The organism is Bradyrhizobium sp. BR 10289, from assembly GCF_019455385.1.
Taxonomy (GTDB): domain Bacteria; phylum Pseudomonadota; class Alphaproteobacteria; order Rhizobiales; family Xanthobacteraceae; genus Bradyrhizobium.
Genome location: NZ_JACOFR010000016.1, coordinates 70,374 through 91,418, shown reverse-complemented (window position 1 = coordinate 91,418; position 21,045 = coordinate 70,374). Strand labels below are relative to the sequence as shown.

Genomic DNA, 21,045 nt, shown 5'->3' with positions numbered 1-21,045 from the left:
TGTCGCTGTGCAGTGCACGCATTTTTACGGGTCCGCGGTAGAGCCATGCCAGTGGATGGGGCTGGCATGTTGTTCAACAGAATGGAATCCGGACGGGCGTCGATTTCGGACGCCGTCTATATGGAAGTGATCACGGGCCTTCACGGCACGACGATGCCCAACATTCTTGCCGCCGCGTGCCTTGCGATGGTCGGCGCCATCACGACCTACGAGACCGGAGACGTCGTGACCGCCGGCCTGACGGTCGCCGGTGTCGTGGTGGCTGTCGTTCGCCTGTTCGAGATTTTTGCTTTCCGTCGTCGCCTCGCGCAGCTGCCGCAGCTCAATCGGGCCGAGGCCGCGCGCTGGGAGCGTCGCTATGTCGCCGGCACGGTCGTAACGGCCCTGGTGCTGGGCGTGTTTGCCGCGCGCAGCATCGTGCTGGGCGATGCGCTCTGCTCGGTGATGGCGATCGGCATCGGCTTCGGTTTTGGCGCCGGTGTGGTGGCGCGGCTGGCGCTGCGACCCGTCGCGGCGCTGCTCGATCTCGTCGCGATCGCAGCTCCAGCCGCGATCGTGACCTTCATGCAGCCTGATCTGCGCCACGTCGGTCTCGGGCTGCTGATCCTGATGTATGTGGTCGCAAGCTTCGAGATGGTGCGGCTCAGCTTCAACGCCTCGATCAGCCAGATCACGCTGAAGCGGCAGTTCGAGCAGCTGGCGCGCAGTGACCCGATGACCGGCGTGTCCAATCGCTCGGTGCTGGCCACGGACCTGCCGCTGATGCTCGCAGGCGGGACGGTTGCCGTCCATACGCTCGATCTCGACCGCTTCAAGGAAGCCAACGACCGGTTCGGCCACCCCGTCGGCGATGCGCTGCTCAAGCAGGTCGCCGGGCGGCTCAAGGCGCTCGCTGCGGCCTGCGACCTCGTGGTCCGCATGGGCGGCGACGAGTTCGTGTTGGTGCAGCGCGTGGCTGATGGCGCGGAGGCGGTGGCCCAGCGCATCGTGCAGTCGATCAGCGCGCCCTATGATGTCGAGGGACAGATGATCGAGCTCGGTGTCAGTATAGGCGTTGCCGTCGCCCCCGACGACGGCCGCACCGCGGAAGCGCTGCTGTCGCGCTCCGACAAGGCGCTTTATCGGGCCAAGCAGGAACGCGGCGGCTATGTGCTGGCGCGGGAGCTGCGGATGACGGACATTCGCGGCTCTGACAAGCCACCGGCCGAAGGGTTGGCCGCGTAAGGATCAGTTGGAACCACAATCGAGATGCGGTTAGATGCCTCCCAAGCAAGACGAGCCGGGGAGGGCCTCATGAACAGTACCGGAGCTGCCGACACGCCGAAGGACGCGAGCGCGTCCGTCATCGCGCAGCATGATGCCATGCTGAATGCTCTGCCGTTTTCCGACACGCGGGATTTCGACGATGCGGCGCGTGGCTTTCTCGGCACCATCGACAACGCGGAGATCACGAACGCGCAGGGGCGGACGGTATGGAGCCTGAAGCCCTACGGCTTTCTCGCCACCGACGCGGCGCCGCCCACGGTCAATCCCAGCCTGTGGCGGCAGGCGCGGCTCAACATGCAGCACGGTCTGTTCGAGGTGGTGCCCGGGGTGTATCAGGTCCGCGGGCTCGACATCGCCAACATGACGCTGATCGAGGGCGACAGCGGTGTCATCGTCGTGGACACCCTGACCTCGATCGAAGGTGCGCGCACCGCACTGGATCTCTACTTTAGGCATCGCGGCTTGAAGCCGGTCGCCGCCGTCATCTTCACGCACACCCACACCGACCATTGGGGCGGTGCGCGCGGCGTGCTGGAGGAGGACGCGCTCGCAACTGGACGCGTGCCGATCATCGCGCCGAACCTGTTCATGGAGCACGCCGTCTCCGAGAACATCATTGCGGGCCCTGCGATGCTGCGCCGGGCGCAGTATCAGTTCGGGCCGTTCCTCGCCAAGGGTGTGCGGGGACAGGTCGACAACGGGCTCGGCAAGTCGATGGCGGCGGGCTCCGTCGCGCTGCTGCGGCCGACCGATCTGATCGTGGCGACCGGCGACAGGCGTGTCATCGACGGGGTCGAATTCGAATTCCAGATGGCGCCGAACAGCGAGGCACCGGCGGAGATGCATTTCTTCATCCCGCGTTACAAGCTACTGAACCTCGCCGAAAACTGCACGCACAATTTCCACAATCTGCTGCCGTTCCGCGGCGCCGACGTGCGTGACGCGCTCGCCTGGTCGAAATATCTGGGTGAAGCCTTGCAGCTCTGGGACGGCAAGGCGGAGGCGATGTGCGGCCAGCATCACTGGCCGGTGTGGGGACGTGAGCGCATCGGCAGCATGATCCGGCAGCAGCGCGATCTCTACAAATTCGCGCATGACCAGACCATTCGCCTGATGAACCATGGCCTCAACGCCGCCGAGATCGCCGAGACGATCCAGCTGCCGAAGAGCCTGGAGGGCGCCTGGCACGGCCGCGGCTATTACGGTCACATCCGGCACAATGTGAAGGCGATCTACCAGAAATATCTCGGCTGGTACGATGCCAACCCGGTCAATCTCGATCCGCTGCCGCCGGTGGCCTCAGGCAAGAAGTATGTCGAGTACATGGGCGGCGCTGAGGCGATCCTGACGCGGGCGCGCGCCGATTTTGCCAAGGGCGAGTTTCGCTTCGTTGCACAGGCGCTCGGCCATCTCGTTTTCGCCGAACCCGATAACACCAGCGCGCGGGCACTACTCGCGGACACGCTGGAGCAGCTCGGCTACGCCGCCGAGAGCTCGACCTGGCGCAACGCCTATCTGTTCGGCGCGCAGGAATTGCGCCAGGGCATGCCGAAGACCCCGCCGCGCCCGCCAATGCCGCGCGAGACGCTGGCGGCGCTGCGGACCGAGCAGCTCTGGGACGTGCTGGGTATTCGCCTCAATGGCCCGAAGGCGGAAGGCAAGCACATCGTGCTGAACTGGAGCTTTTCGGATACCGGCGAGAAATTCGTGCTCAATCTCGAGAATTGCGCGCTGACCTATACCGAGGGCATCCAGGCCGAGGGCGCTGATGCCAGCTTCACGCTGGCGCGCGCGACGCTCGATGAAGTCATCGCGAAGCTTACGAGCTTTCCGGAAGCCGCGGCCGCCGGCAAGGTCAAGCTGTCTGGCAACCCGATGAAGCTCGCCGAGCTGATGGGGCTGATGGACGAGTTTCCGCGGATGTTCGAGATTGTCGAGCCGAAACGGGCGGTGGTGATGTAGACATCTCGTGCCCCGGACGCAGCGCAGCGCTTCTTCAGCGGTGCGCTGCAGAGCCGGGGCCCGCATTCCCGAGCCGTTTCTGCAGCGTGGGTCCCGGCTCTGCGCCGCAACGCCAAGAGCGTTGCAGCGCGTCCGGGACACGAGAGTGGCGGGTGCGACCGCTTATTCCGCGCTGCTCACAAGCTTGATGCGCGGTGCCTGTGCCTCGATCAAGCTGCGATACGCCGCGAGATAGTCGAGTGCCATTCGCCTTGCCGTGAAGCGCTTCTCGAACTGCTTGCGGATGGCGTTGCGGTCGAGCTGTGCAAGACGGTTCACCACGCCCGCGGCACTGAGGACATCCTCGACCACGAAGCCCGTCAGCCCCTCGTCGATGATCTCAGGCACCGAGCCGCGGTTGAAGGCGACGACCGGCGTGCCGCAGGCCATGGCTTCGATCATGACGAGGCCGAACGGCTCCGGCCAGTCGATCGGCAGCAGCAAGCCGAGTGCGCCGCTGAGGAAATCGGACTTCTCGTGGTCGCCGATCTCGCCGATGAAGTCCACCAGCGGATTGTTCACGATCAGCGGCTTGATCAGCTCGTCATAATAATCCTGGTCGGCGCGGTCGACCTTGGCGGCGATCTTCAGCGGAATGCCGCAATGGGTCGCGATCTTGATGGCGCGGTCGACACCTTTCTCCGGGGCGATGCGGCCGAGCACGGCAAGATATTCCTGTTTCGCCGGCTTCGGCGTCAGCAGGTTTTCCGGCAGGCCGTGGTGGATCGTCGTCACCCAATTGGCCTGCGGCACCGGGCGCCGCTGCGCGTTCGAGATCGAGATGACGGGCATCTTCGAGAAGGTGTTGAAGACGGGCTGATGCTCCGGCAGATCGAGCCGGCCGTGCAGCGTGGTCAGGAACGGCGTCGGCTGCCGGTAGAACAGCGACCACGGATAATAATCGAGATGGAAGTGGAGGAAGTCGAACTCCTCGTCGTCACATTTCTGCCGCACGCGCTCCAGCAGCACCATATGCAGCGCGTTGGGATCGCGCACGGAACCGTCGAGGCGAAGCGCCCGCGGCCATAACGCGTCCAGCTTCGCCGACGTCTGCGAGTCGCCGCTGGCGAACAGTGTCACGTCGTGTCCAAGGGCAACCAACTCTTCCGTCAACCAGTGCACCACCCGCTCGGTGCCGCCATACAGCTTGGGTGGAACAGCCTCCGTCAACGGAGCTACCTGCGCGATGCGCATCTCACCTTCTCCTCTGTGCGATCATGAAAGTTAAAGCCCCCGCCGAGTGTCGGCACCGGCATGCCAATCAGGGAACGTTCTCGCATTTGCGAAGTTCCTTCTCCCGAACGTTACATCTTCGACACACTGCAGCGTGGCCGCGATGATGCCATCACCTCTTCTCACATCGTCCGCATCCGCATGTCGTGATCGGCCAGCCCGGGAACCGGGGCGAAGCAATCGGGTTCGTTCGGCTAAGAGAAAAACTGGAATCATCACGCGGGGTCGGTCATCAATGGATCATCTGTCTGGATACGCGCGCAGGCCATTTGCCTTTGTCTTGCGCTATCTTCGGATGCGCATGGTGTCGCATCTGGTGATCCTAGCTGCCGTCGTGGCGGCGGTTGCCTGCTCGGTGGGCACCCAGTACGGCGTCAAGTCGCTGGTCGACGCCCTGTCGGCGGGAACCTCACATGGCGGTAGCGTATGGCTGGCATTCATCCTGCTCATGTCGCTGATCGCCGCCGACAACTTCCTGTGGCGGATCGCGAGCTGGACGGCCAGCTTCACCTTCGTCCGTGTCACCGGTGATTTACGCCGTGACATATTTCGTCATCTCACCGGCCACGCGCCGAGCTATTTCTCCGACCGCATGCCGGGCATGCTGACCAGCCGCATCACCGCCACATCGAACGCGGTGTTCACGGTCGAGAACATGTTCGTCTGGAATGTGTTGCCGCCGTGCATCGCCACAGTTGCAGCGATCATGCTGATCGGAACCGTCAGCCCCTACATGGCGCTCGGCCTGATCGTCATTGCGGGCGGGATGGTCTTCGCGATGTTCCGTCTGGCCGCGGCGGGCAAGCCGCTGCATGACGATTTTGCCGACAAGGCCGCCGCCGTCGACGGCGAGATGATCGACGTCATCAGCAACATGCCGCTGGTCCGCGCTTTCTGCGGCATCGGCCATGAGCATGAGCGGTTCGATGCGACGGTGAACCGTGAACTGACCGCGCGAAGCCGCAGCCTCCGCTACCTCGAAAAACTGCGGTTGCTGCACGCCGCCGTGACCGTGGTCCTGACCGTGGCCCTGATGGCGTGGGCGATCACATTGTGGCAGCAGGGCGAGGCGACCACCGGCGACGTCGTGCTGGTCTGCACACTCGGCATCTCCATCCTGAGCGCGACGCGCGATCTCGCGGTGGCGCTGGTCGACGTCACTCAGCACGTGGCGCGCCTGACCGAGGCGATCGCGACGCTCCTCGTGCCGCATGAACTGCGCGATCACCCCGAGGCCGAGCCTCTGGTCAAGAGCGGCGCCGCGATCGCGTACAACAACGTCACCTTCGGCTATCCCGGCGGCGAAAAGATTTTTGAGCGCTTTAGCCTGCGTTTGCAGCCCGGCCAGCGCGTCGGCCTGGTCGGCGCGTCCGGCGGCGGCAAGTCGACGCTGTTCACGCTGCTCCAGCGCTTCTACGATCCGGACGAGGGAAACATTACCATTGACGGCCAGGACATCTCCAAGGTGACGCAGCTCAGTCTGCGGGAGGCGATCTCGGTGGTGCCGCAGGACATTTCCCTGTTTCATCGCTCCATTCGCGAGAACATTCGCTATGGTCGCCCGAATGCCACCGACGACGAGGTGCTGCGCGCGGCGATCGCCGCGCGCTGCGACTTCATCGACAGCCTGCCGGAAGGGCTCGACACCATGGTCGGCGACCGCGGCGTGAAAATGTCCGGCGGCCAGCGCCAGCGCATCGCGATTGCGCGCGCCTTCCTGAAGGACGCGCCGATCCTGCTGCTCGACGAGGCCACCGCCGCGCTCGACAGCGAATCCGAGGAGGCGATCCGCGAGGCGCTGTCGCGCCTGATGCGCGGCCGCACCGTGGTCGCGATCGCGCATCGGCTCGCGACGCTGCGGAATTTCGACCGGGTGGTGGTGCTGAAGCACGGCAAGATCATCGAGGACGGCGCGCCCGACCGCCTGATGCAGGGCCACGGTCCGTACCGTGAGCTGGTGACGCAGGAGATGAGCCGGCTCGCAAAGTTCGCCGCGTAAACCCAACAATCGCGTTCGCGTTGGTTGCGTCCCGAAACAAGCGCAGGGGAGCCGCTCATGTCAGCCGAAGTCGTCACCAAGTTCGTCTCCGTGACGCGCACCGTCGAGCAGGTCGCGGAGCAGCCGTTCTATATCCCGATGACGGGACCGTCGGCGCGGCCGCGGCGCTCGCTCAAGCACGACGACACGTTCATCGTGCTCGACAGCCATGGCGATATCGGCGCCTCCGCCGGCGGGCCGGACGGCCTGTTTCACCAGGATACGCGCTATCTGGCCCGGCTGGAGCTGGTGCTCGACGATCTCCAGCCGCTGCTGCTCGGCTCCAATCTGCGCGACGACAATTCGGCGCTGACGGTCGACCTCACCAACCCCGACATCTACCGCGAGGGCAGCCTCGTGATGCAGAAGGATCTGCTGCATATCGTGCGCACGATCTTCCTGTGGCGCGGCACCGCCTATCAGCGCATCGGCGTGCAGAACCACGGCGATCGTCCCGCCAGTTTCGAGCTGACACTGCTGTTCGACAATGATTTCGCCGACCTGTTCGAGGTCCGCGGCGAACGGCGCCCGCGCCGCGGCACCGGGACGAGCAAGCTGCTCGGTCCGACCGACGTGCTGTTCGACTATCGCGGCCTCGATGATGCCGCGCGCACCACGGGGCTGCATTTCGATCCGCGCCCGACCCGGCTCTCGGTGAACGCCGCGACCTGGCAGCTCGAGCTGGAGCCGCATCAGTCGAAATCGCTGTTCGTGGCCGCGTCCTGCAACCGGCCGGTCGAGGAGAGGCCGGCGCGCTTCTTCCGGGGCTTGCTCGCCCATCGCCGCGAGATGCGGCAGTCGACCATGGGCGCGGCCAGCATCGAGACATCCAACAACATCTTCAACGAGGTGCTGTGCCAGGCCATGGCCGACCTCAACATGCTGATGACCGAGACGCCGCAGGGGCGCTATCCCTATGCCGGCATTCCCTGGTATTCGACGACGTTCGGTCGCGACGGGCTGATCACCGCGCTCCAGATGCTGTGGGTCGATCCGCGCATCGCCAAAGGCGTGCTGCGGCGGCTCGCGCATTTCCAGGCCAAGGCAGTCGATCCGGCGAACGACGCCGCGCCCGGAAAGATCCTGCATGAGATGCGCGGCGGCGAGATGGCGGCGCTGCGCGAGGTGCCGTTCTCGCAATATTACGGCAGCGTGGATTCCACCGCGCTGTTCGTCCTGCTGGCCGGCCGCTATTTCGAGCGCACCGGGGACGAGAAGACGTTGATGGAGCTGTGGCCCGCCATCGAGGCGGGCCTTGCCTGGATCGACGGTCCCGGCGATCCCGATCAGGACGGCTTCGTCGAATATCAGCGCGCCACCGAGAAAGGGCTCGCAAATCAGGGCTGGAAGGATTCCTACGACGCGATCTTCCATGCCGACGGCAAGCTTGCGGAAGGCAATATCGCGCTCGCCGAAGTCCAGGGCTACGTCTACATGGCCAAGCAGCTCGCCGCGCGCTGCGCATTGCGGCTCGGCAAGCCGGAACGCGTGCGCAAGCTCGAAGCCGAAGCCAAGGCGCTGGCGGAGCGCTTCGAGAAGGCGTTCTGGTGCGAGGAGCTCGGCACCTACGCGCTCGCCCTCGACGGCAAGAAGCGGCCCTGCAAGGTGCGAACCTCCAATGCCGGGCAGGTGCTGTTCTCCGGCATGATCCGCGAGGATCGCGCCCGTCTCGTCGCAGCCGACCTGATGCGGCCGCATTTCTTCTCGGGCTGGGGCATCCGCACCGTCGCGCAGGGCGAGGTGCGCTACAATCCGATGTCCTATCATGACGGCTCGATCTGGCCGCACGACAACGCGCTGATCGCGTTGGGCCTCGCGCACTACGGGCTCAAGCATTCGGTCGCGCACGTCTTCAAGGGCCTGTTCGATGCCGCGACCTACATGGATTTGCGGCGCCTGCCCGAATTGTTCTGCGGCTTCCGGCGCGAGAAGCGACGCGGTCCGACGCTCTATCCGGTCGCCTGCGCGCCGCAGGCCTGGGCCAGCGCGACGCCGTTCACGCTGCTGGAAGCGGCGCTCGGCATCGAGTTCGACGTGGCACGCGGCGAGATCCGGCTGCGCAATCCGCATCTGCCGGCGTTCCTGAACGAGATCATCCTGCGCGATCTGCGTCTCGGCGAATCCAGCGTGGATCTGCGCGTCAGCCGTCACGGCGACGACGTCGCGCTGGAGGTTCTGCGCACGCGCGGCCAGATCCAGGTCTCGATCGTGCTGGCGCGCTAGCAGCGCGCAAGGAGGGTGTCATGCGTAGCGCCGGATGGTTGGCCTTGGGCGCGGCGATCGTCGCAGGCCTGACGGTCGCGGTATCGCGCGCCGCGGAGGAATTGCCCGTTGCGGCACCGACGGCGCCCCCGAGCGAAGCGAATGCGCCGGCGGCGGCGCAACCGCCGGCGTCCACCGTGCCCGTGACCCCGAAGGACGCCGCGCCGCCGCCGTCGGTGACCATCATCGGCGCGAGCGACGCCCATGGCGTGCTCGGACGCGATGTCCGTAGCGCCGCCGACGAGGATATGGGCCGCATCGTCGATGTCGTGGTCGATCGCACCGGCCATGTGCGGGCCGCCGTGATCGATTTCGGTGGCTTCCTCGGGGTCGGCAGCCGCAAGATCGTGGTGGACTGGAATGCGATGCGGTTCGGCAAGATCGCCAATAAGAAGGACAGCATTACCCTCGAATTGACCAAGGCGCAGGTCGCCGCTGCGCCGGAGTACAAGGAAGACACCCCGATGGTCGTGTTGGGTGCGTCCGGCAGCCTGCAGCCGCTGCAAGCGATACAGTGAGGCGCGGGGAGGGATGGTCGCCGGTGCTGTTGTCGAGCAAGCCGAACCGTCGGGATCGCGAGAGCCGCGTTGAACAGGACAACGTCGTGGTGCCGCCGCCTGCGGGCATTCCGGCGCCGTCGCGCCAGAGCCTGCGCGGCCTCGACTGGTTCATTTTCTTCCTCGCGGATGTGCAGACCGGGTTCGGCCCCTTCATCGCGGTCTATCTGACGACCCAGAAATGGACCCAGGTCGAGATCGGCCTCGTGCTGTCGATCGGCGGCATCGTCGCGCTGATCGGGCAGATGCCGGGCGGCGCCATCATCGATGCCGCCAGATCCGAGCGGCTGGTGGCGGCGCTTGCGATTGCGACGATCGGCTGCTGCGCGCTTGCCTATGCGGCGATGCCGATCTTCCCCGTCGTGGTCACCGCCGCCACCTTGCATGCGGCGGCGAGCTGCGTGCTGGGCCCGGCGATCGCCGCGATCAGCCTTGGCCTCGTCGGCCCGCTTGCCATCGGCGAGCGGCTCGGCCGCAATGCGCGCTTTGCTTCGCTCGGCAACGGCGTTGCCGCCGCGGTAATGGGCACGGCGGGCTATCTCCTGTCGAGCCGCTCGGTGTTTCTCGTCACCTTCCTGCTGGCGATCCCGACCCTGATCGCGCTGTCGCGGATCCGTGAGGAGGAAGTCGACATCGCGCGCTGTCACGGCGAGATGCCGCGCGAAGCGCCGGTTCCCGGCGACACCAATCTCTGGCATCTGATCAGGCAGCGGCCGCTCATCGTCTTCGCGCTGAGCGTGCTGCTGTTACAGCTGGCGAACGCCGCGATGATGCCGCTGATGGCAAGCGCCGTGACGGCACGGTCGAGCCAATGGGCGACCGTGCTCGTCGCCTTCTGCATCGTCGTGCCTCAGGCGATCGTGGCGCTGCTGTCGCCGACCGTCGGACGCAAGGCGCAAGCGTGGGGCCGGCGTCCGCTGCTGCTGATCGGATTCGGTGCGTTGATGATCCGCGGTCTGCTGTTCGCAACCGTGCGCGACCCCTATCTGCTGGTCGCGGTGCAGGTGTTCGACGGCATCACGGCGGCGGTGTTCGCGGTGATGATCCCGCTGATCGTCGCCGACGTCGCCTTCGGCAGCGGCCATTTCAACCTGGCACAGGGCATCGTGGGGACTGCGACCGGCATTGGTGCGTCGCTGAGTACGGCGCTCGGCGGCTATGTCGCCGACAAGTTCGGCAATGCCACGGCCTTCATCGGGCTGTCGGGCGTCGCCGCCACGGCGCTCTTGCTGATCCTGTTCGTGATGCCGGAGACGCGGCGTGTCGCGACCAAAGAAATGGCCGGCTGAACGAATTCAGCCGGCCATAGTGGGTGGGGAGGATAAAATCAGGCGTCGAGATTGTGCAGGCGCGCCCGGTTGCGCAGCACGATCTGGCGTGCGCCGGAAAATCCCAAAATGCCCTGAGTGTGGAGCTGCGACAGCGCGCGCGAGACGGTTTCCAGCGTCAGGCCGAGATAGTCGCCGATGTCACGACGGCACATCGGCAGCGCCATCATGCCGGCAACTGCGAGGCGGCGATCCATTTCCAGCAGGAAGGTCGCGACACGCTCCATCGCGGTCTTGCGTCCCAACAGCAGCATGTGGTCTTCGGCGTGGCGGAGCTCGCCGGCGGTCATCGCCCAGAGCTTGCGGGCAACCTGCACGTCGGTGCCGGCGGCCTTCTCCAGGCTGGCGCGCTTCACGAGGCGCACATTGGTGTCAATGATGGCTTCAGCGGCGAGCCGGTGGGTCGGGCCTGATTCCAGGCCGAACACGTCGCCCGGAAGGTGGAAGGCGCCGATCTGGCGGCGGCCGTCGGAGAGAAGCTTGTAGCTGCGAACCGCGCCGGAGACGACCTGATAGACGTACTCGGCGGGCTCGTCCTCGCCGTAGATTTCCTCGTCCTTGCGATAGGCGAATTCAGTGGCGACGAGGCCGACATGGCCGGCGATCGCGCCGAACTGGTCGGAGACGGGATGGGCGGAAGGGGCAATCTTGCCGCGAACTTGCGTGTTGATCGCCTGGGTGTTGAGCGTTTGGGTCAGCATCTGCGCCATCTCCGTTGTGATGACGCTTTCCTACGCGGTATCGGGTGCTTCGAAAATTTCGCGCGATATCTTAAGGGGGGTTACCTACGTAGAACCCCGTAGGCGTGAGGTGCGTGGCCCGGATGGAGCGAAGCGTAAATCCGGTTCTTCGGCGCGGCGGCACCGGCACGGATTGCGCTGCGCTCCATCGGGCTACGGCGACCTACGTAGAACCCCGTAGGTCAGTGGCGGGCCTGGATGGCGTGGCGGATGCATTTGGCCAGATTGTCATCCAGAAGCGGCTTCAGGATCACGTCCTTGACGCCTGCGGCGGCGGCCCGGACCGAAATGTTGCCGTCCGGATAGCCCGTGATCAGGATCACGGGTGTGCCTTCGTCGGACTGGCGCAGCCGGCCGGCGAGATCTATGCCGTTGATGTCGGGCATCTTGTAGTCGATCACATAGCAGTCGGGCTGGCCGGCAGCATTCAGCAGGGCCGTGGCGTTCCGGAAGGTCCTGACGTCGAAGCCGTCGGTCTCCAGCAGGAATCGCAGCGACCCCAGCACGGCGGCATCGTCATCGACCACGTAAACCGTAGGCCTTGCCGATGGCGCCGCTGGGAACCTCTGATTCTGCGAGCCGATCTCGATCATGCTGACTGGCTAGCACGGGCGCAGGCAACGGCCTTGACCTGCCTCAAGCGGGTCGCCTCAATCCTTCAGCATGCCGGCGCGCATGGCCAGGCGAACCAGTTCCGAGAGACTGTTGGCCTGCATCTTGGTCATGACGTTGGCCCGGTAAACCTCGATGGTACGCGGGCTGATGTCGTATTCCCGGGCGATCAACTTGTTGGAGAGGCCGGCGATCAATCCCTCCATCACCTGGCGCTCGCGCGGGCTCAAGGAGGCGACGCGGGCGGCGACATCCTGCGAGATCGCCTCGCTCTTGGCGGCGGGCTCGGCCTGACGAATGGCGGTCTCGATCATAGAGGTGAGGCGGTCGTCCTCGAACGGTTTTTCCAGGAAGTCGACGGCGCCGAGCTTCATGGCCTCGACCGCGAGCGGCACGTCGCCATGGCCGGTCATGATCAGGATCGGGAACGAGCTTTGCTGCGCCTTCATGCGCTTCAGCAGCTCGATCCCGTCGATACCAGGCATGCGCACGTCGGAGACGACGCAGCCGAAGGAAAGGCCGGGGAGGGCGTCGAGGAAGGCTTGCGCATCGTCAAACAGCGTGACGCCGAAGCCGGAGGAATCCAGCAGGAAGTTCAGCGAGTCCCGCATCGCACCGTCGTCATCGATGACGTAGACATGTCCCTTGGTCGTCATGGATCAGTTCTCATCGGCTGCCGGCAAGGTGAAGCGGAATGTCGCCCCGCCCGATGCGTTGCTCTCGGCCCACATGCGGCCGCCGTGAGCCTCGATGATCGAGCGGCTGATGGATAGTCCGACGCCCATGCCGGTGTCTTTGGTGGTGAAGAAGGTCTGGAACAGGTTTGGAAGGACGTCGTCCTGGAAGCCGGAGCCGGTGTCGGAGACCTCGACCTCGATCATGTCGTCAGTGACGCGTTTGTTGGCGACGACGAGCGTGCGCCGCTCCGAATGCGCCATCGCCTCCAGCGCGTTGCGGAACAGGTTGACCAGCACCTGCTGGATCTGCACGCGGTCGGCGAGGACGAGATCGGCACCGGGATCGAGGCTGAAGCGGAGCTGCACGTTTTGCTCGCGCGCACCGGCAAGCCCGAGCGCGCCGGCCTCCTCGATCAGCTTGGACAGGCTCTCGACCCGCTTCTCCGATTCGCCGCGGGAGACGAAATCGCGCAGGCGCCGGATGATCTGGCCGGCGCGCAGGGCCTGCTCGGCGGCGCGGTCCAGCGCGCTCTCGATTTTCGGCGTGTTCGGGTCGGCGCTGCCGGCCAGCAGCCGCCGCGATCCCTTCATGTAGTTGCTGATCGCCGCCAGCGGCTGGTTGAGCTCGTGCGCGAGCGCGGAGGCCATTTCGCCCATGGCGGTGAGCCTGGAGACATGGACGAGCTCGGACTGCAACTCCTGGAGCCGCGCCTGGGTCTGCTGGTGTTCGGTGAGGTCGCGGACGAAGCCGGTGAAATAAGGCTCGCTGGCGGACTGCATCTCGCCGATCGACAGATGCATCGGGAAGGTCGTGCCGTCGCGGCGCTTGCCGGTGACGATGCGACCGATGCCGATGATGTGCGGATCGTGGGTCGAACGATAGCGCGCGATGTAGCTGTCGTGGCGGGTGCGGTCCGGCTCCGGCATCAGGATGCTGACGTTCTGGCCGATCGCTTCCTGCTCGGTCCAGCCGAACAGGCGCTCGGCGGCCGTCGAGAACAACTGGATGATGCCGTGGCCGTCGATGACGATCATGGCATCGGGGATGGTGTGAAGGATCGAGCGCAGGTGGGTCTCGCGTGTGCGCAGCGCTTCCTCGACCTGCTTCTCCTCGTCGATGTCGAGGAAGATGCCGGACAGATGACGGGCGGCGCCGGCATCGTCGCGAATCATTCCGGCCCGGGCGCGGATCCACTGTCCGCCGCCGGACGCATTTGCCACCTTGAACGACACGTCGAAGCCGCCGCCGCGCTCGGAGACGCGCCTGATCGCGCTCTCGACGCGCTCGCGGTCTTTAGGCTCAAGGCGCGACAGGAACAGCTCGTAGCTGGCGGGCTGGTTCGGCGCGATGCCAAGCAGGGCCCTTGCAGTGTCGGACCAATCCAGCTCGCCTGTCTTGAGGTCGAGATCCCAGGTGCCGACGCCGAACCCTTCGATTCGAACCGGGAAGTGCTCACCCCGGCCGTCGTCCGGTTGATGCGTTACGCGGGTCGGCGACAAGCGATGGCTCCCATTTTCGCGCCGCGGGCGGGCGCCTGCGAACAGGCGGTAATTTCGCCCATGGCCGGGCCGGAGGCAAGTTCGGATGTCTGATTCCATTGGCGGATTTCCCGCATCATGGTCGGTTTGATCTATCTCATCCTGTCGCGCATCGGGGCGGCTAGATTTCACGGCAGATCATTGCCGTGTGGAGGACCCCGATGACATATGCAACCGTGATGGTCAGCCTGGCGCTCGATCAGTCCAACGAGGCGCGTCTGCAGGTCGCGGGCGAACTCGCCGAGCGATTCGAGGCCGCCATCGTTGGTGTTGCAGCGGCGCAGTTCGCCCCGCCGCTCTATTTCACCGACGGCGCCAATGCCCAGGCGGTGATCGAGGAGGGTGAAGCCTCCGTCAAGCGGCGGCTGGCCGATCTGGAGGTGCAATTCCGCGCTGCCACGAAGAACCGCGGCGGACGCGCGGAATGGCGTAGCGCGATGGATTTTCCGGCGCGATTCGCGCTGGCGCAGGCGCGCTGCGCCGACATCCTCGTCAGCGGCGGGCGCAGCCCGGCCTTCTCCGACGCGTTTGCGCTGGCCAGTCCAAAGGATCTGGTGATGCAGGCCGGTCGGCCGCTGCTGGTGGTGCCCGACCAGGTGAACTGGCTCGATCTGCGCAGCGTGCTGGTGGCCTGGAAGGACACGCCGGAGGCGCGGCGGGCGGTGGCCGATGCGCTGCCGCTGCTGCGCAAGGCGCAGGAGGTCACTATCGCGGCGATTCCGGAGCGCGATGACGACCGCGAGGTCGTGATGGCCGGCGTTACCGATGTTGCCGCCTGGCTCGCCCGTCACGGCGTCACCGCGAGCGCGCGCGTCTGCGAGAGCAGCAGAGGCGAAGCCGCCGCGGCGCAATTGGAGAAGGTTGCCGGCGATGTCGGCGCCGGGCTGATCGTGGCGGGCGCTTACGGTCATTCGCGGTTTCGCGAGCTGATCCTGGGCGGCGTCACCCAGCATCTCGTCACGCAATCGGCGCGCAGCGTGCTGCTGTCGCACTGACAGACGGCCAGAACCCACCCGAGGAGGATGCGCCGTGTACAAGTTTCTCGAACTCACCGCCAGCGGCTACATGACGCGCAACGTCAGGACGGTCAAGCGCGACCTCGACATGCTCGCGCTCAGCGAGATGTTCGAGCGCGACGATTTCAACTCCTATCCGGTCGAGGACGACGGACAAGTGGTCGGCATCGTCACCAAGTTCGACATCCTCAAATGCTTCGCCTTCACCCCGAACCAGATGCTGCCGCGCTATCATGAGCTGATGAGCCGCAAGATCGGCGACGTCATGACGCCGGAGTTCATCTATGTCAGCCCCGACACGCGGCTGACGCGCGTACTCCAGATCATGGTCGAGCACCGCATTCGCAGCATCATCGTGCTCGACAGCGCCCAGAGGTTGGTCGGCATCATCGCCCGTGAAGACGTCATCAAGGCGCTGAAGGCGACGGCGGGGGAGTGAGGGGATGCCTCTTCCTTCTTCCCTTGTGGGAGAAGGTGGCGCGAAGCGCCGGATGAGGGATATGTCTCCTCGGAGAGAATTATTGGTGAGCAGCCAACCCCTCACCGAAGTGAGTCTGCCGCACGGTCTCGCCGCCCTCTCCCGCAAGCGGAGAGGGCGCTTCAACTAGCCCCTCCGCAGAATTACGGGCGCTTCCCAAAAAAGCTCGCCCGATCGGCCGAACCAAAACGCATATCTTGATTTCAATCAATTCCTCGCGAGAGTGAATGTGGTTTCTGGCAGCGTGTTCTTTCGAGAGAGAATCCGCGATGCCCCAGCCCTCCATCTCCAAAACCATGACGACAGGCGAAAGCGGCCTCTCCGTCGTGTTCGCGGTCACCGCATTCCTCAGCGTGATCGCCGCGGCCAAGGCGGTCGATGCGCCGTTCGCCTTCCATGCGACCCTGTTCGCGATCGCGAGCGTGGCTTCGGTGTTCTGCATCGTCAACCGCTACTTCGATCGCCCTGCGGCGCTGCCGCCGGCGGAGATCAACGGCCGGCCCAACTACAATATGGGCCCGATCAAGTTCGCCTCCTTCATGGCGATGTTCTGGGGCATTGCCGGGTTCCTGGTCGGCCTCATCATCGCCTCGCAGCTGGCTTGGCCTGCGCTGAACTTCGACCTGCCCTGGACCAGCTTCGGCCGGCTGCGTCCGCTGCACACCTCCGCGGTGATCTTCGCCTTCGGCGGCAACGTGCTGATCGCAACCTCGTTCTACGTGGTGCAGAAATCCTGCCGCGTGCGCCTCGCCGGTGACCTTGCGCCCTGGTTCGTCGTGCTCGGCTACAATTTCTTCATCCTGATCGCGGGCACCGGCTATCTGCTCGGCGTCACCCAAGGCAAGGAATACGCCGAGCCGGAATGGTATTCGGACCTGTGGCTCACCATCGTCTGGGTCACCTACCTGCTGGTCTTCCTGGTCACCGTCATCAAGCGGAAAGAGCCGCACATCTTCGTCGCGAACTGGTTCTATTTCGCCTTCATCGTGACGATCGCCGTCCTGCATCTCGGCAACAACCCGGCGCTGCCCGTCTCGGTGTTCGGCTCCAAGTCGTACGTCGCCTGGGGCGGCATCCAGGATGCGATGTTCCAGTGGTGGTACGGCCATAACGCGGTCGGCTTCTTCCTGACCGCCGGCTTCCTGGCCATCATGTACTACTTCATCCCCAAGCGCGCCGAGCGGCCGATCTATTCCTACCGGCTGTCGATCATCCATTTCTGGGCGCTGATCTTCCTCTACATCTGGGCCGGCCCCCACCATCTGCACTACACCGCGCTGCCGGACTGGACGCAGACGCTCGGCATGACCTTCTCGATCATGCTGTGGATGCCCTCCTGGGGCGGCATGATCAACGGCCTGATGACGCTGTCGGGCGCCTGGGACAAGCTGCGCACCGACCCCGTGCTGCGTATGCTGGTCGTCTCCGTGGCCTTCTACGGCATGTCGACCTTCGAAGGCCCGATGATGTCGATCAAGGTGGTGAACTCGCTCAGCCACTACACCGACTGGACCATCGGCCACGTGCATTCCGGCGCGCTCGGCTGGGTCGGCTTCGTCTCCTTCGGCGCACTGTACTGCCTGGTGCCGTGGGCCTGGAATCGCAAGGGGCTCTACAGCCTGAAGCTCGTCAACTGGCACTTCTGGATCGCGACCCTCGGCATCGTGCTCTACATCTCCGCGATGTGGGTGTCCGGTATCCTGCAGGGCCTGATGTGGCGCGCCTACACCTCCCTCGGCTTCCTTGAATATTCCTTCATCGAGACCGTCGAGGCCATGCATCCCTTCTATATCATCCGTGCCGCGGGCGGTGCGCTGTTCCTGCTCGGCGCGCTGATCATGGCCTACAATCTCTGGATGACGGTTCGCGTCGGCGAGCAGGAAGTCCAGATGCCCGTCGCTCTTCAGCCGGCGGAGTGAGGAGCAACACCATGTCGTTCTGGACACGTCATCAAGTCTTCGAAAAGAACTCGATCATCCTGATCGTCGGCATTCTGCTGGTGATCGCGATCGGCGGTCTCGTCGAGATCACCCCGTTGTTCTACCTCAAGAGCACGATCGAGAAGGTCGACGGCGTCAGGCCTTACACGCCGCTGGAACTCGCCGGCCGCAACGTCTACGTCCGCGAAGGCTGCTATCTCTGCCACTCGCAGATGATCCGCCCCCTTCGCGACGAGGTCGAGCGCTACGGCCACTTCTCGCTGGCCGCCGAGAGCATGTTCGACCATCCGTTCCAGTGGGGCTCGAAGCGCACCGGTCCCGACCTTGCCCGCGTCGGCGCCAAATATTCCGACGACTGGCACGTCACCCATCTGACCAATCCTCGCGCGATCGTGCCGCAATCGGTGATGCCGGGCTATCCGTTCCTCAAGGAAGCCGAGGTCGATCCTGACACGATCGCCGACCACATGAAGACGTTGCGGGTCGTCGGCGTGCCCTACAGCGACGACCAGATCGCCAACGCCGGCGCCGATCTGAAGGCCCAGGCCGATCCCGACAATGCCGGCAGCGATGCCTTCAGCAAGCGCTACGCCAAGGCCGTCGTGCGCAATTTCGACGGCAAGGCCGGCGCGCCGACCGAGATGGACGCGCTGATCGCTTACTTGCAGATGCTCGGCACGCTGGTCGACTTCAAGATCTACAACGAGAAAGCCAATCTTCGCTGAGAAGGCATCACCCGATGAAAGCCATCCTGACACTCGACAATCTCGCGTCCGGTCTCGTCACCACGATCTGGACGCCGGTGTTCGTCGCGATCTTTCTCGCGATCATCGCCTACGCATTCTGGCCCCGCAACAAGGCTGCGTTCGACAAGGCGGCACAGCTGCCGCTGCGGGAGGAGTAAGACATCATGACCGATCATCATGGCGAATTCGATTCCGTCTCCGGCAAGACCACGACCGGACATGAGTGGGACGGCATCAAGGAACTCAACACGCCGTTGCCGCGCTGGTGGGTGATCACCTTCTATCTCACCATCGTCTGGGCGATCGGCTACTGGATCGTGTATCCGGCCTGGCCGCTGATCTCCAGCAACACGACGGGCCTGTTCGGCTATTCCTCGCGCGCCGACGTCGCGGTCGAGCTTGCGAACCTGGAGAAGATCCGCGGTGACAAGATGGCCGCGCTGGGCGCGGCCTCGCTCGCCGATATCGAGAAGGATCCGGCGCTGCTGGCGCTCGCCCGCGCCAAAGGCAAGACCGTGTTCGGCGACAATTGCGCGCCGTGCCACGGCTCCGGCGGCGCCGGCGCAAAAGGCTTTCCGAACCTGAACGACGACGACTGGCTATGGGGCGGCTCGCTCGACCAGATCATGCAGACCATCCAGTACGGCGCGCGTTCCGGCCACGCCAAGGCGCATGAAGGCCAGATGCTGGCCTTCGGCAAGGACGGCGTGCTGAAGTCGGACGAGATCGTCACGGTCGCCAATTACGTCCGCGCGCTGTCGGGCCTTCCGACCCGCAAGGGCTATGACGCCGCCAAGGGCGAGAAGATTTTTGCGGAGAACTGCGTCGCCTGCCATGGCGACGGCGGCAAGGGCAACCAGGAGATGGGCGCACCGAACCTGACCGACAAGATCTGGCTCTACGGTTCCGACGAAGCGACGCTGATCGAAACCATCACGAATGGCCGTGCCGGCGTGATGCCGGCCTGGGAAGGCCGGCTCGACCCCGCCACCATCAAGGCGATGGCGGTCTACGTCCACTCGCTGGGCGGCGGCAAGTAATCGAGGCGAGCGGGGGCGAACAAAATCGTCCCCGCTTGCGCTGGATCAACTGACGCGGCGGCGTCGGGTCTAGGTTTAATCGCACCTTTTCGAGACGCCTGAAGCGATGAACAAGACCGTGAACCCGAACGAGCTGACATCGGAAGACGATTTCGGGCCGCTCTATGCCGCCCGCAAGAAAGTCTATCCCCAGAGCGTCTCCGGCACCTTCCGCCGGATCAAATGGGGCCTGATGGCGTTCTGCCTCGGGGTCTACTACTTCCTGCCCTTCGTGCGATGGAACCGCGGCCTCGGTGCCCCGAGTCAAGCGGTGCTGATCGACCTGCCCAACAGTCGCTTCTACTTCTTCTTCATCGAGCTGTGGCCGCAGGAGGTCTATTATTTCACCGGCCTCTTGATCGTCGCCGCGGTGACGCTGTTCCTGATGAACTCGGTCGGCGGCCGCATCTGGTGCGGCTATCTCTGCCCGCAGACGGTATGGACCGATCTGTTCTACGCCGTCGAGCGCTTCGTCGAGGGAGACCGCCGCGAGCGGATGAAGAAGGACAAATCGTCCGGCCTGACGCTGCGGCGCGCCGGCGAGATCGCGCTCAAGCACACGATCTGGCTGATGATCGCCTGGTGGACCGGCGGCGCCTGGGTGCTTTATTTCAGCGACGCCCCGACGCTGGTGAAGGAGCTCCTGACCTTCCAGGCGCCGATGGTCGCCTATATCTGGATCGGCATCCTGACCGCCACGACCTATGTGCTGGCCGGCTTCATGCGCGAGCAGGTCTGCACCTATATGTGCCCGTGGCCGCGCATCCAGGCCGCGCTCACCGACGAATGGGCCCTCAACGTCACCTATCGCTATGACCGCGGCGAGAAGCGGACCTCGGTGAAGAAGGCGGCCGAGCTGCGCGCGCTCGGCGAGCAGGTCGGCGATTGCGTCGACTGCTATCAATGCGTCGCGGTCTGCCCGACCGGCATCGACATCCGCAACGGGCCGCAGCTCGAATGCATCCAGTGCGGGCTCTGCATCGATGCCTGCGACAACATCATGACCAAGCTCGGCCGGCCGAAGCGGCTGATCGGCTACGACAACGACATCAATATCCAGCGCCGTCAGGACGGCAAGGCGCCGATCTATCGCGTCGTCCGCCCGCGCACCATCGTCTACAGCGCGATCATCGCGGCGGTCGGCGGCATCATGCTCTATACGCTGGCCACCCGCAGCCTGCTCGACGTCAATGTGCTGCACGACCGCAACCCGGTCGCGGTCAAGCTGAGCGACGGCTCGATCCGCAACGCCTATACGGTGCGGCTGCTCAACAAGAGCGGCTATGACCGCGTCATCGCCATCGATGCGGACGGTCCAGTCAACCTCACCACGCACGTCGTCGGTGCCGATTCCGTGACGCCGGACAGGCCGATGATCGTGATTCCGCGCGATACCACCAGCGAGCTGCGCCTCCTCGTCACCGCGCCGGCGGAGAACAATCCGGAGAAGTCGATCCCCGTGCGCTTCCGCGTCACCGATATCGGCCTGGGCGAGGTCGCCACCGCCACCGACAATTTCGTCGCGCCGTAAGT

At 64.9% G+C, this 21,045-nt stretch carries 18 protein-coding genes; 13 read left to right on the top strand and 5 right to left on the bottom strand.

The features are described from left to right. Nucleotides 1–66: 66 nt before the first annotated feature. Together HYH08_RS24275 and HYH08_RS24270 are read left to right on the top strand one after the other, a co-directional pair. Nucleotides 67–1,224, top strand: a complete 1,158-nt coding sequence (locus HYH08_RS24275) for a GGDEF domain-containing protein (protein ID WP_220012351.1) — start codon at nucleotides 67–69, stop codon at nucleotides 1,222–1,224. Nucleotides 1,225–1,293: 69 nt separating this feature from the next. After that, nucleotides 1,294–3,228, top strand: a complete 1,935-nt coding sequence (locus HYH08_RS24270) for an alkyl/aryl-sulfatase (protein WP_220012350.1) — start codon at nucleotides 1,294–1,296, stop codon at nucleotides 3,226–3,228. 162 nt (nucleotides 3,229–3,390) lie between these two features. Here HYH08_RS24270 and HYH08_RS24265 read toward each other — a convergent pair whose 3' ends face one another. Continuing rightward, nucleotides 3,391–4,461, bottom strand: coding sequence for a glycosyltransferase family 4 protein (locus HYH08_RS24265; protein ID WP_220012349.1), 1,071 nt, complete (start codon nucleotides 4,459–4,461; stop codon nucleotides 3,391–3,393). Between the two features lie 274 nt (nucleotides 4,462–4,735). Between HYH08_RS24265 and HYH08_RS24260 the strand changes: the two genes are divergently transcribed. From HYH08_RS24260 to HYH08_RS24245, 4 genes are read left to right on the top strand one after another with little or no spacing between them, the layout of a single operon-like run. Then, nucleotides 4,736–6,499 (top strand): ABC transporter ATP-binding protein, encoded by a 1,764-nt coding sequence (locus tag HYH08_RS24260; RefSeq protein ID WP_220012348.1) that lies wholly within the window; start codon nucleotides 4,736–4,738, stop codon nucleotides 6,497–6,499. 57 nt (nucleotides 6,500–6,556) lie between these two features. Then, the gene (locus tag HYH08_RS24255; RefSeq protein ID WP_220012347.1) at nucleotides 6,557–8,761 is read left to right on the top strand and encodes an amylo-alpha-1,6-glucosidase; all 2,205 of its coding nucleotides are present in this window, start codon (nucleotides 6,557–6,559) and stop codon (nucleotides 8,759–8,761) included. A gap of 20 nt (nucleotides 8,762–8,781) precedes the next feature. Then, nucleotides 8,782–9,318, top strand: a complete 537-nt coding sequence (locus HYH08_RS24250; protein WP_220012346.1) for a PRC-barrel domain-containing protein — start codon at nucleotides 8,782–8,784, stop codon at nucleotides 9,316–9,318. Nucleotides 9,319–9,341: 23 nt separating this feature from the next. Continuing rightward, complete coding sequence (locus HYH08_RS24245) at nucleotides 9,342–10,646, top strand: MFS transporter (RefSeq protein WP_220012345.1); 1,305 nt, start codon at nucleotides 9,342–9,344, stop codon at nucleotides 10,644–10,646. A 38-nt stretch (nucleotides 10,647–10,684) separates the two neighbouring features. On the opposite strand, the gene HYH08_RS24240 is transcribed toward HYH08_RS24245, so the two are convergent. From HYH08_RS24240 to fixL, 4 genes are all read right to left on the bottom strand, one after another. After that, complete coding sequence (locus HYH08_RS24240; RefSeq protein ID WP_220012344.1) at nucleotides 10,685–11,386, bottom strand: helix-turn-helix domain-containing protein; 702 nt, start codon at nucleotides 11,384–11,386, stop codon at nucleotides 10,685–10,687. Between the two features lie 221 nt (nucleotides 11,387–11,607). Beyond that, on the bottom strand, nucleotides 11,608–12,018 hold the full coding sequence (locus HYH08_RS24235; RefSeq protein ID WP_220012343.1) for a response regulator: 411 nt from the start codon (nucleotides 12,016–12,018) through the stop codon (nucleotides 11,608–11,610). A gap of 57 nt (nucleotides 12,019–12,075) precedes the next feature. Further along, on the bottom strand, nucleotides 12,076–12,693 hold the full coding sequence (fixJ, locus tag HYH08_RS24230) for a response regulator FixJ (protein ID WP_220012342.1): 618 nt from the start codon (nucleotides 12,691–12,693) through the stop codon (nucleotides 12,076–12,078). A 3-nt stretch (nucleotides 12,694–12,696) separates the two neighbouring features. After that, the gene (fixL, locus tag HYH08_RS24225; RefSeq protein WP_220012341.1) at nucleotides 12,697–14,214 is read right to left on the bottom strand and encodes a sensor protein FixL; all 1,518 of its coding nucleotides are present in this window, start codon (nucleotides 14,212–14,214) and stop codon (nucleotides 12,697–12,699) included. A gap of 200 nt (nucleotides 14,215–14,414) precedes the next feature. On the opposite strand from fixL, the gene HYH08_RS24220 reads away from it, so the two are divergent. The 7 genes from HYH08_RS24220 to ccoG all read left to right on the top strand — a co-directional run bounded on the left by HYH08_RS24220 (nucleotide 14,415) and on the right by ccoG (nucleotide 21,043). Continuing rightward, nucleotides 14,415–15,248, top strand: coding sequence for a universal stress protein (locus HYH08_RS24220; RefSeq protein WP_220012340.1), 834 nt, complete (start codon nucleotides 14,415–14,417; stop codon nucleotides 15,246–15,248). Between the two features lie 34 nt (nucleotides 15,249–15,282). Beyond that, nucleotides 15,283–15,708: a CBS domain-containing protein gene (locus tag HYH08_RS24215; RefSeq protein ID WP_220012339.1), complete on the top strand. Its 426-nt coding sequence runs from the start codon at nucleotides 15,283–15,285 to the stop codon at nucleotides 15,706–15,708. A 308-nt stretch (nucleotides 15,709–16,016) separates the two neighbouring features. Next, nucleotides 16,017–17,666 (top strand): cytochrome-c oxidase, cbb3-type subunit I, encoded by a 1,650-nt coding sequence (gene ccoN, locus HYH08_RS24210; protein ID WP_220012338.1) that lies wholly within the window; start codon nucleotides 16,017–16,019, stop codon nucleotides 17,664–17,666. Nucleotides 17,667–17,677: 11 nt separating this feature from the next. Next, nucleotides 17,678–18,412, top strand: a complete 735-nt coding sequence (ccoO, locus tag HYH08_RS24205) for a cytochrome-c oxidase, cbb3-type subunit II (protein ID WP_220012337.1) — start codon at nucleotides 17,678–17,680, stop codon at nucleotides 18,410–18,412. 14 nt (nucleotides 18,413–18,426) lie between these two features. Next, nucleotides 18,427–18,591 (top strand): cbb3-type cytochrome oxidase subunit 3, encoded by a 165-nt coding sequence (locus HYH08_RS24200; RefSeq protein ID WP_220012336.1) that lies wholly within the window; start codon nucleotides 18,427–18,429, stop codon nucleotides 18,589–18,591. Nucleotides 18,592–18,597: 6 nt separating this feature from the next. Continuing rightward, nucleotides 18,598–19,473, top strand: a complete 876-nt coding sequence (ccoP, locus tag HYH08_RS24195) for a cytochrome-c oxidase, cbb3-type subunit III (RefSeq protein ID WP_220012335.1) — start codon at nucleotides 18,598–18,600, stop codon at nucleotides 19,471–19,473. A gap of 106 nt (nucleotides 19,474–19,579) precedes the next feature. Then, a complete protein-coding gene (ccoG, locus tag HYH08_RS24190; RefSeq protein ID WP_220012334.1) occupies nucleotides 19,580–21,043 on the top strand; it encodes a cytochrome c oxidase accessory protein CcoG in 1,464 nt (487 codons plus the stop codon). The last annotated feature ends 2 nt before the right edge of the window (nucleotides 21,044–21,045 follow it).

Bases quoted from the DNA above. Each gene is read 5' to 3' on its own strand.
- HYH08_RS24275 (WP_220012351.1), top strand. From the start codon at position 67: ATGTTGTTCAACAGAATGGAATCCGGACGGGCGTCGATTTCGGACGCC.
- HYH08_RS24270 (WP_220012350.1), top strand. From the start codon at position 1,294: ATGAACAGTACCGGAGCTGCCGACACGCCGAAGGACGCGAGCGCGTCC.
- HYH08_RS24265 (WP_220012349.1), bottom strand. From the start codon at position 4,461: ATGCGCATCGCGCAGGTAGCTCCGTTGACGGAGGCTGTTCCACCCAAG.
- HYH08_RS24260 (WP_220012348.1), top strand. From the start codon at position 4,736: ATGGATCATCTGTCTGGATACGCGCGCAGGCCATTTGCCTTTGTCTTG.
- HYH08_RS24255 (WP_220012347.1), top strand. From the start codon at position 6,557: ATGTCAGCCGAAGTCGTCACCAAGTTCGTCTCCGTGACGCGCACCGTC.
- HYH08_RS24250 (WP_220012346.1), top strand. From the start codon at position 8,782: ATGCGTAGCGCCGGATGGTTGGCCTTGGGCGCGGCGATCGTCGCAGGC.
- HYH08_RS24240 (WP_220012344.1), bottom strand. From the start codon at position 11,386: ATGCTGACCCAAACGCTCAACACCCAGGCGATCAACACGCAAGTTCGC.
- HYH08_RS24235 (WP_220012343.1), bottom strand. From the start codon at position 12,018: ATGATCGAGATCGGCTCGCAGAATCAGAGGTTCCCAGCGGCGCCATCG.
- fixJ (WP_220012342.1), bottom strand. From the start codon at position 12,693: ATGACGACCAAGGGACATGTCTACGTCATCGATGACGACGGTGCGATG.
- HYH08_RS24220 (WP_220012340.1), top strand. From the start codon at position 14,415: ATGACATATGCAACCGTGATGGTCAGCCTGGCGCTCGATCAGTCCAAC.
- ccoN (WP_220012338.1), top strand. From the start codon at position 16,017: ATGCCCCAGCCCTCCATCTCCAAAACCATGACGACAGGCGAAAGCGGC.
- ccoO (WP_220012337.1), top strand. From the start codon at position 17,678: ATGTCGTTCTGGACACGTCATCAAGTCTTCGAAAAGAACTCGATCATC.
- HYH08_RS24200 (WP_220012336.1), top strand. From the start codon at position 18,427: ATGAAAGCCATCCTGACACTCGACAATCTCGCGTCCGGTCTCGTCACC.
- ccoP (WP_220012335.1), top strand. From the start codon at position 18,598: ATGACCGATCATCATGGCGAATTCGATTCCGTCTCCGGCAAGACCACG.
- ccoG (WP_220012334.1), top strand. From the start codon at position 19,580: ATGAACAAGACCGTGAACCCGAACGAGCTGACATCGGAAGACGATTTC.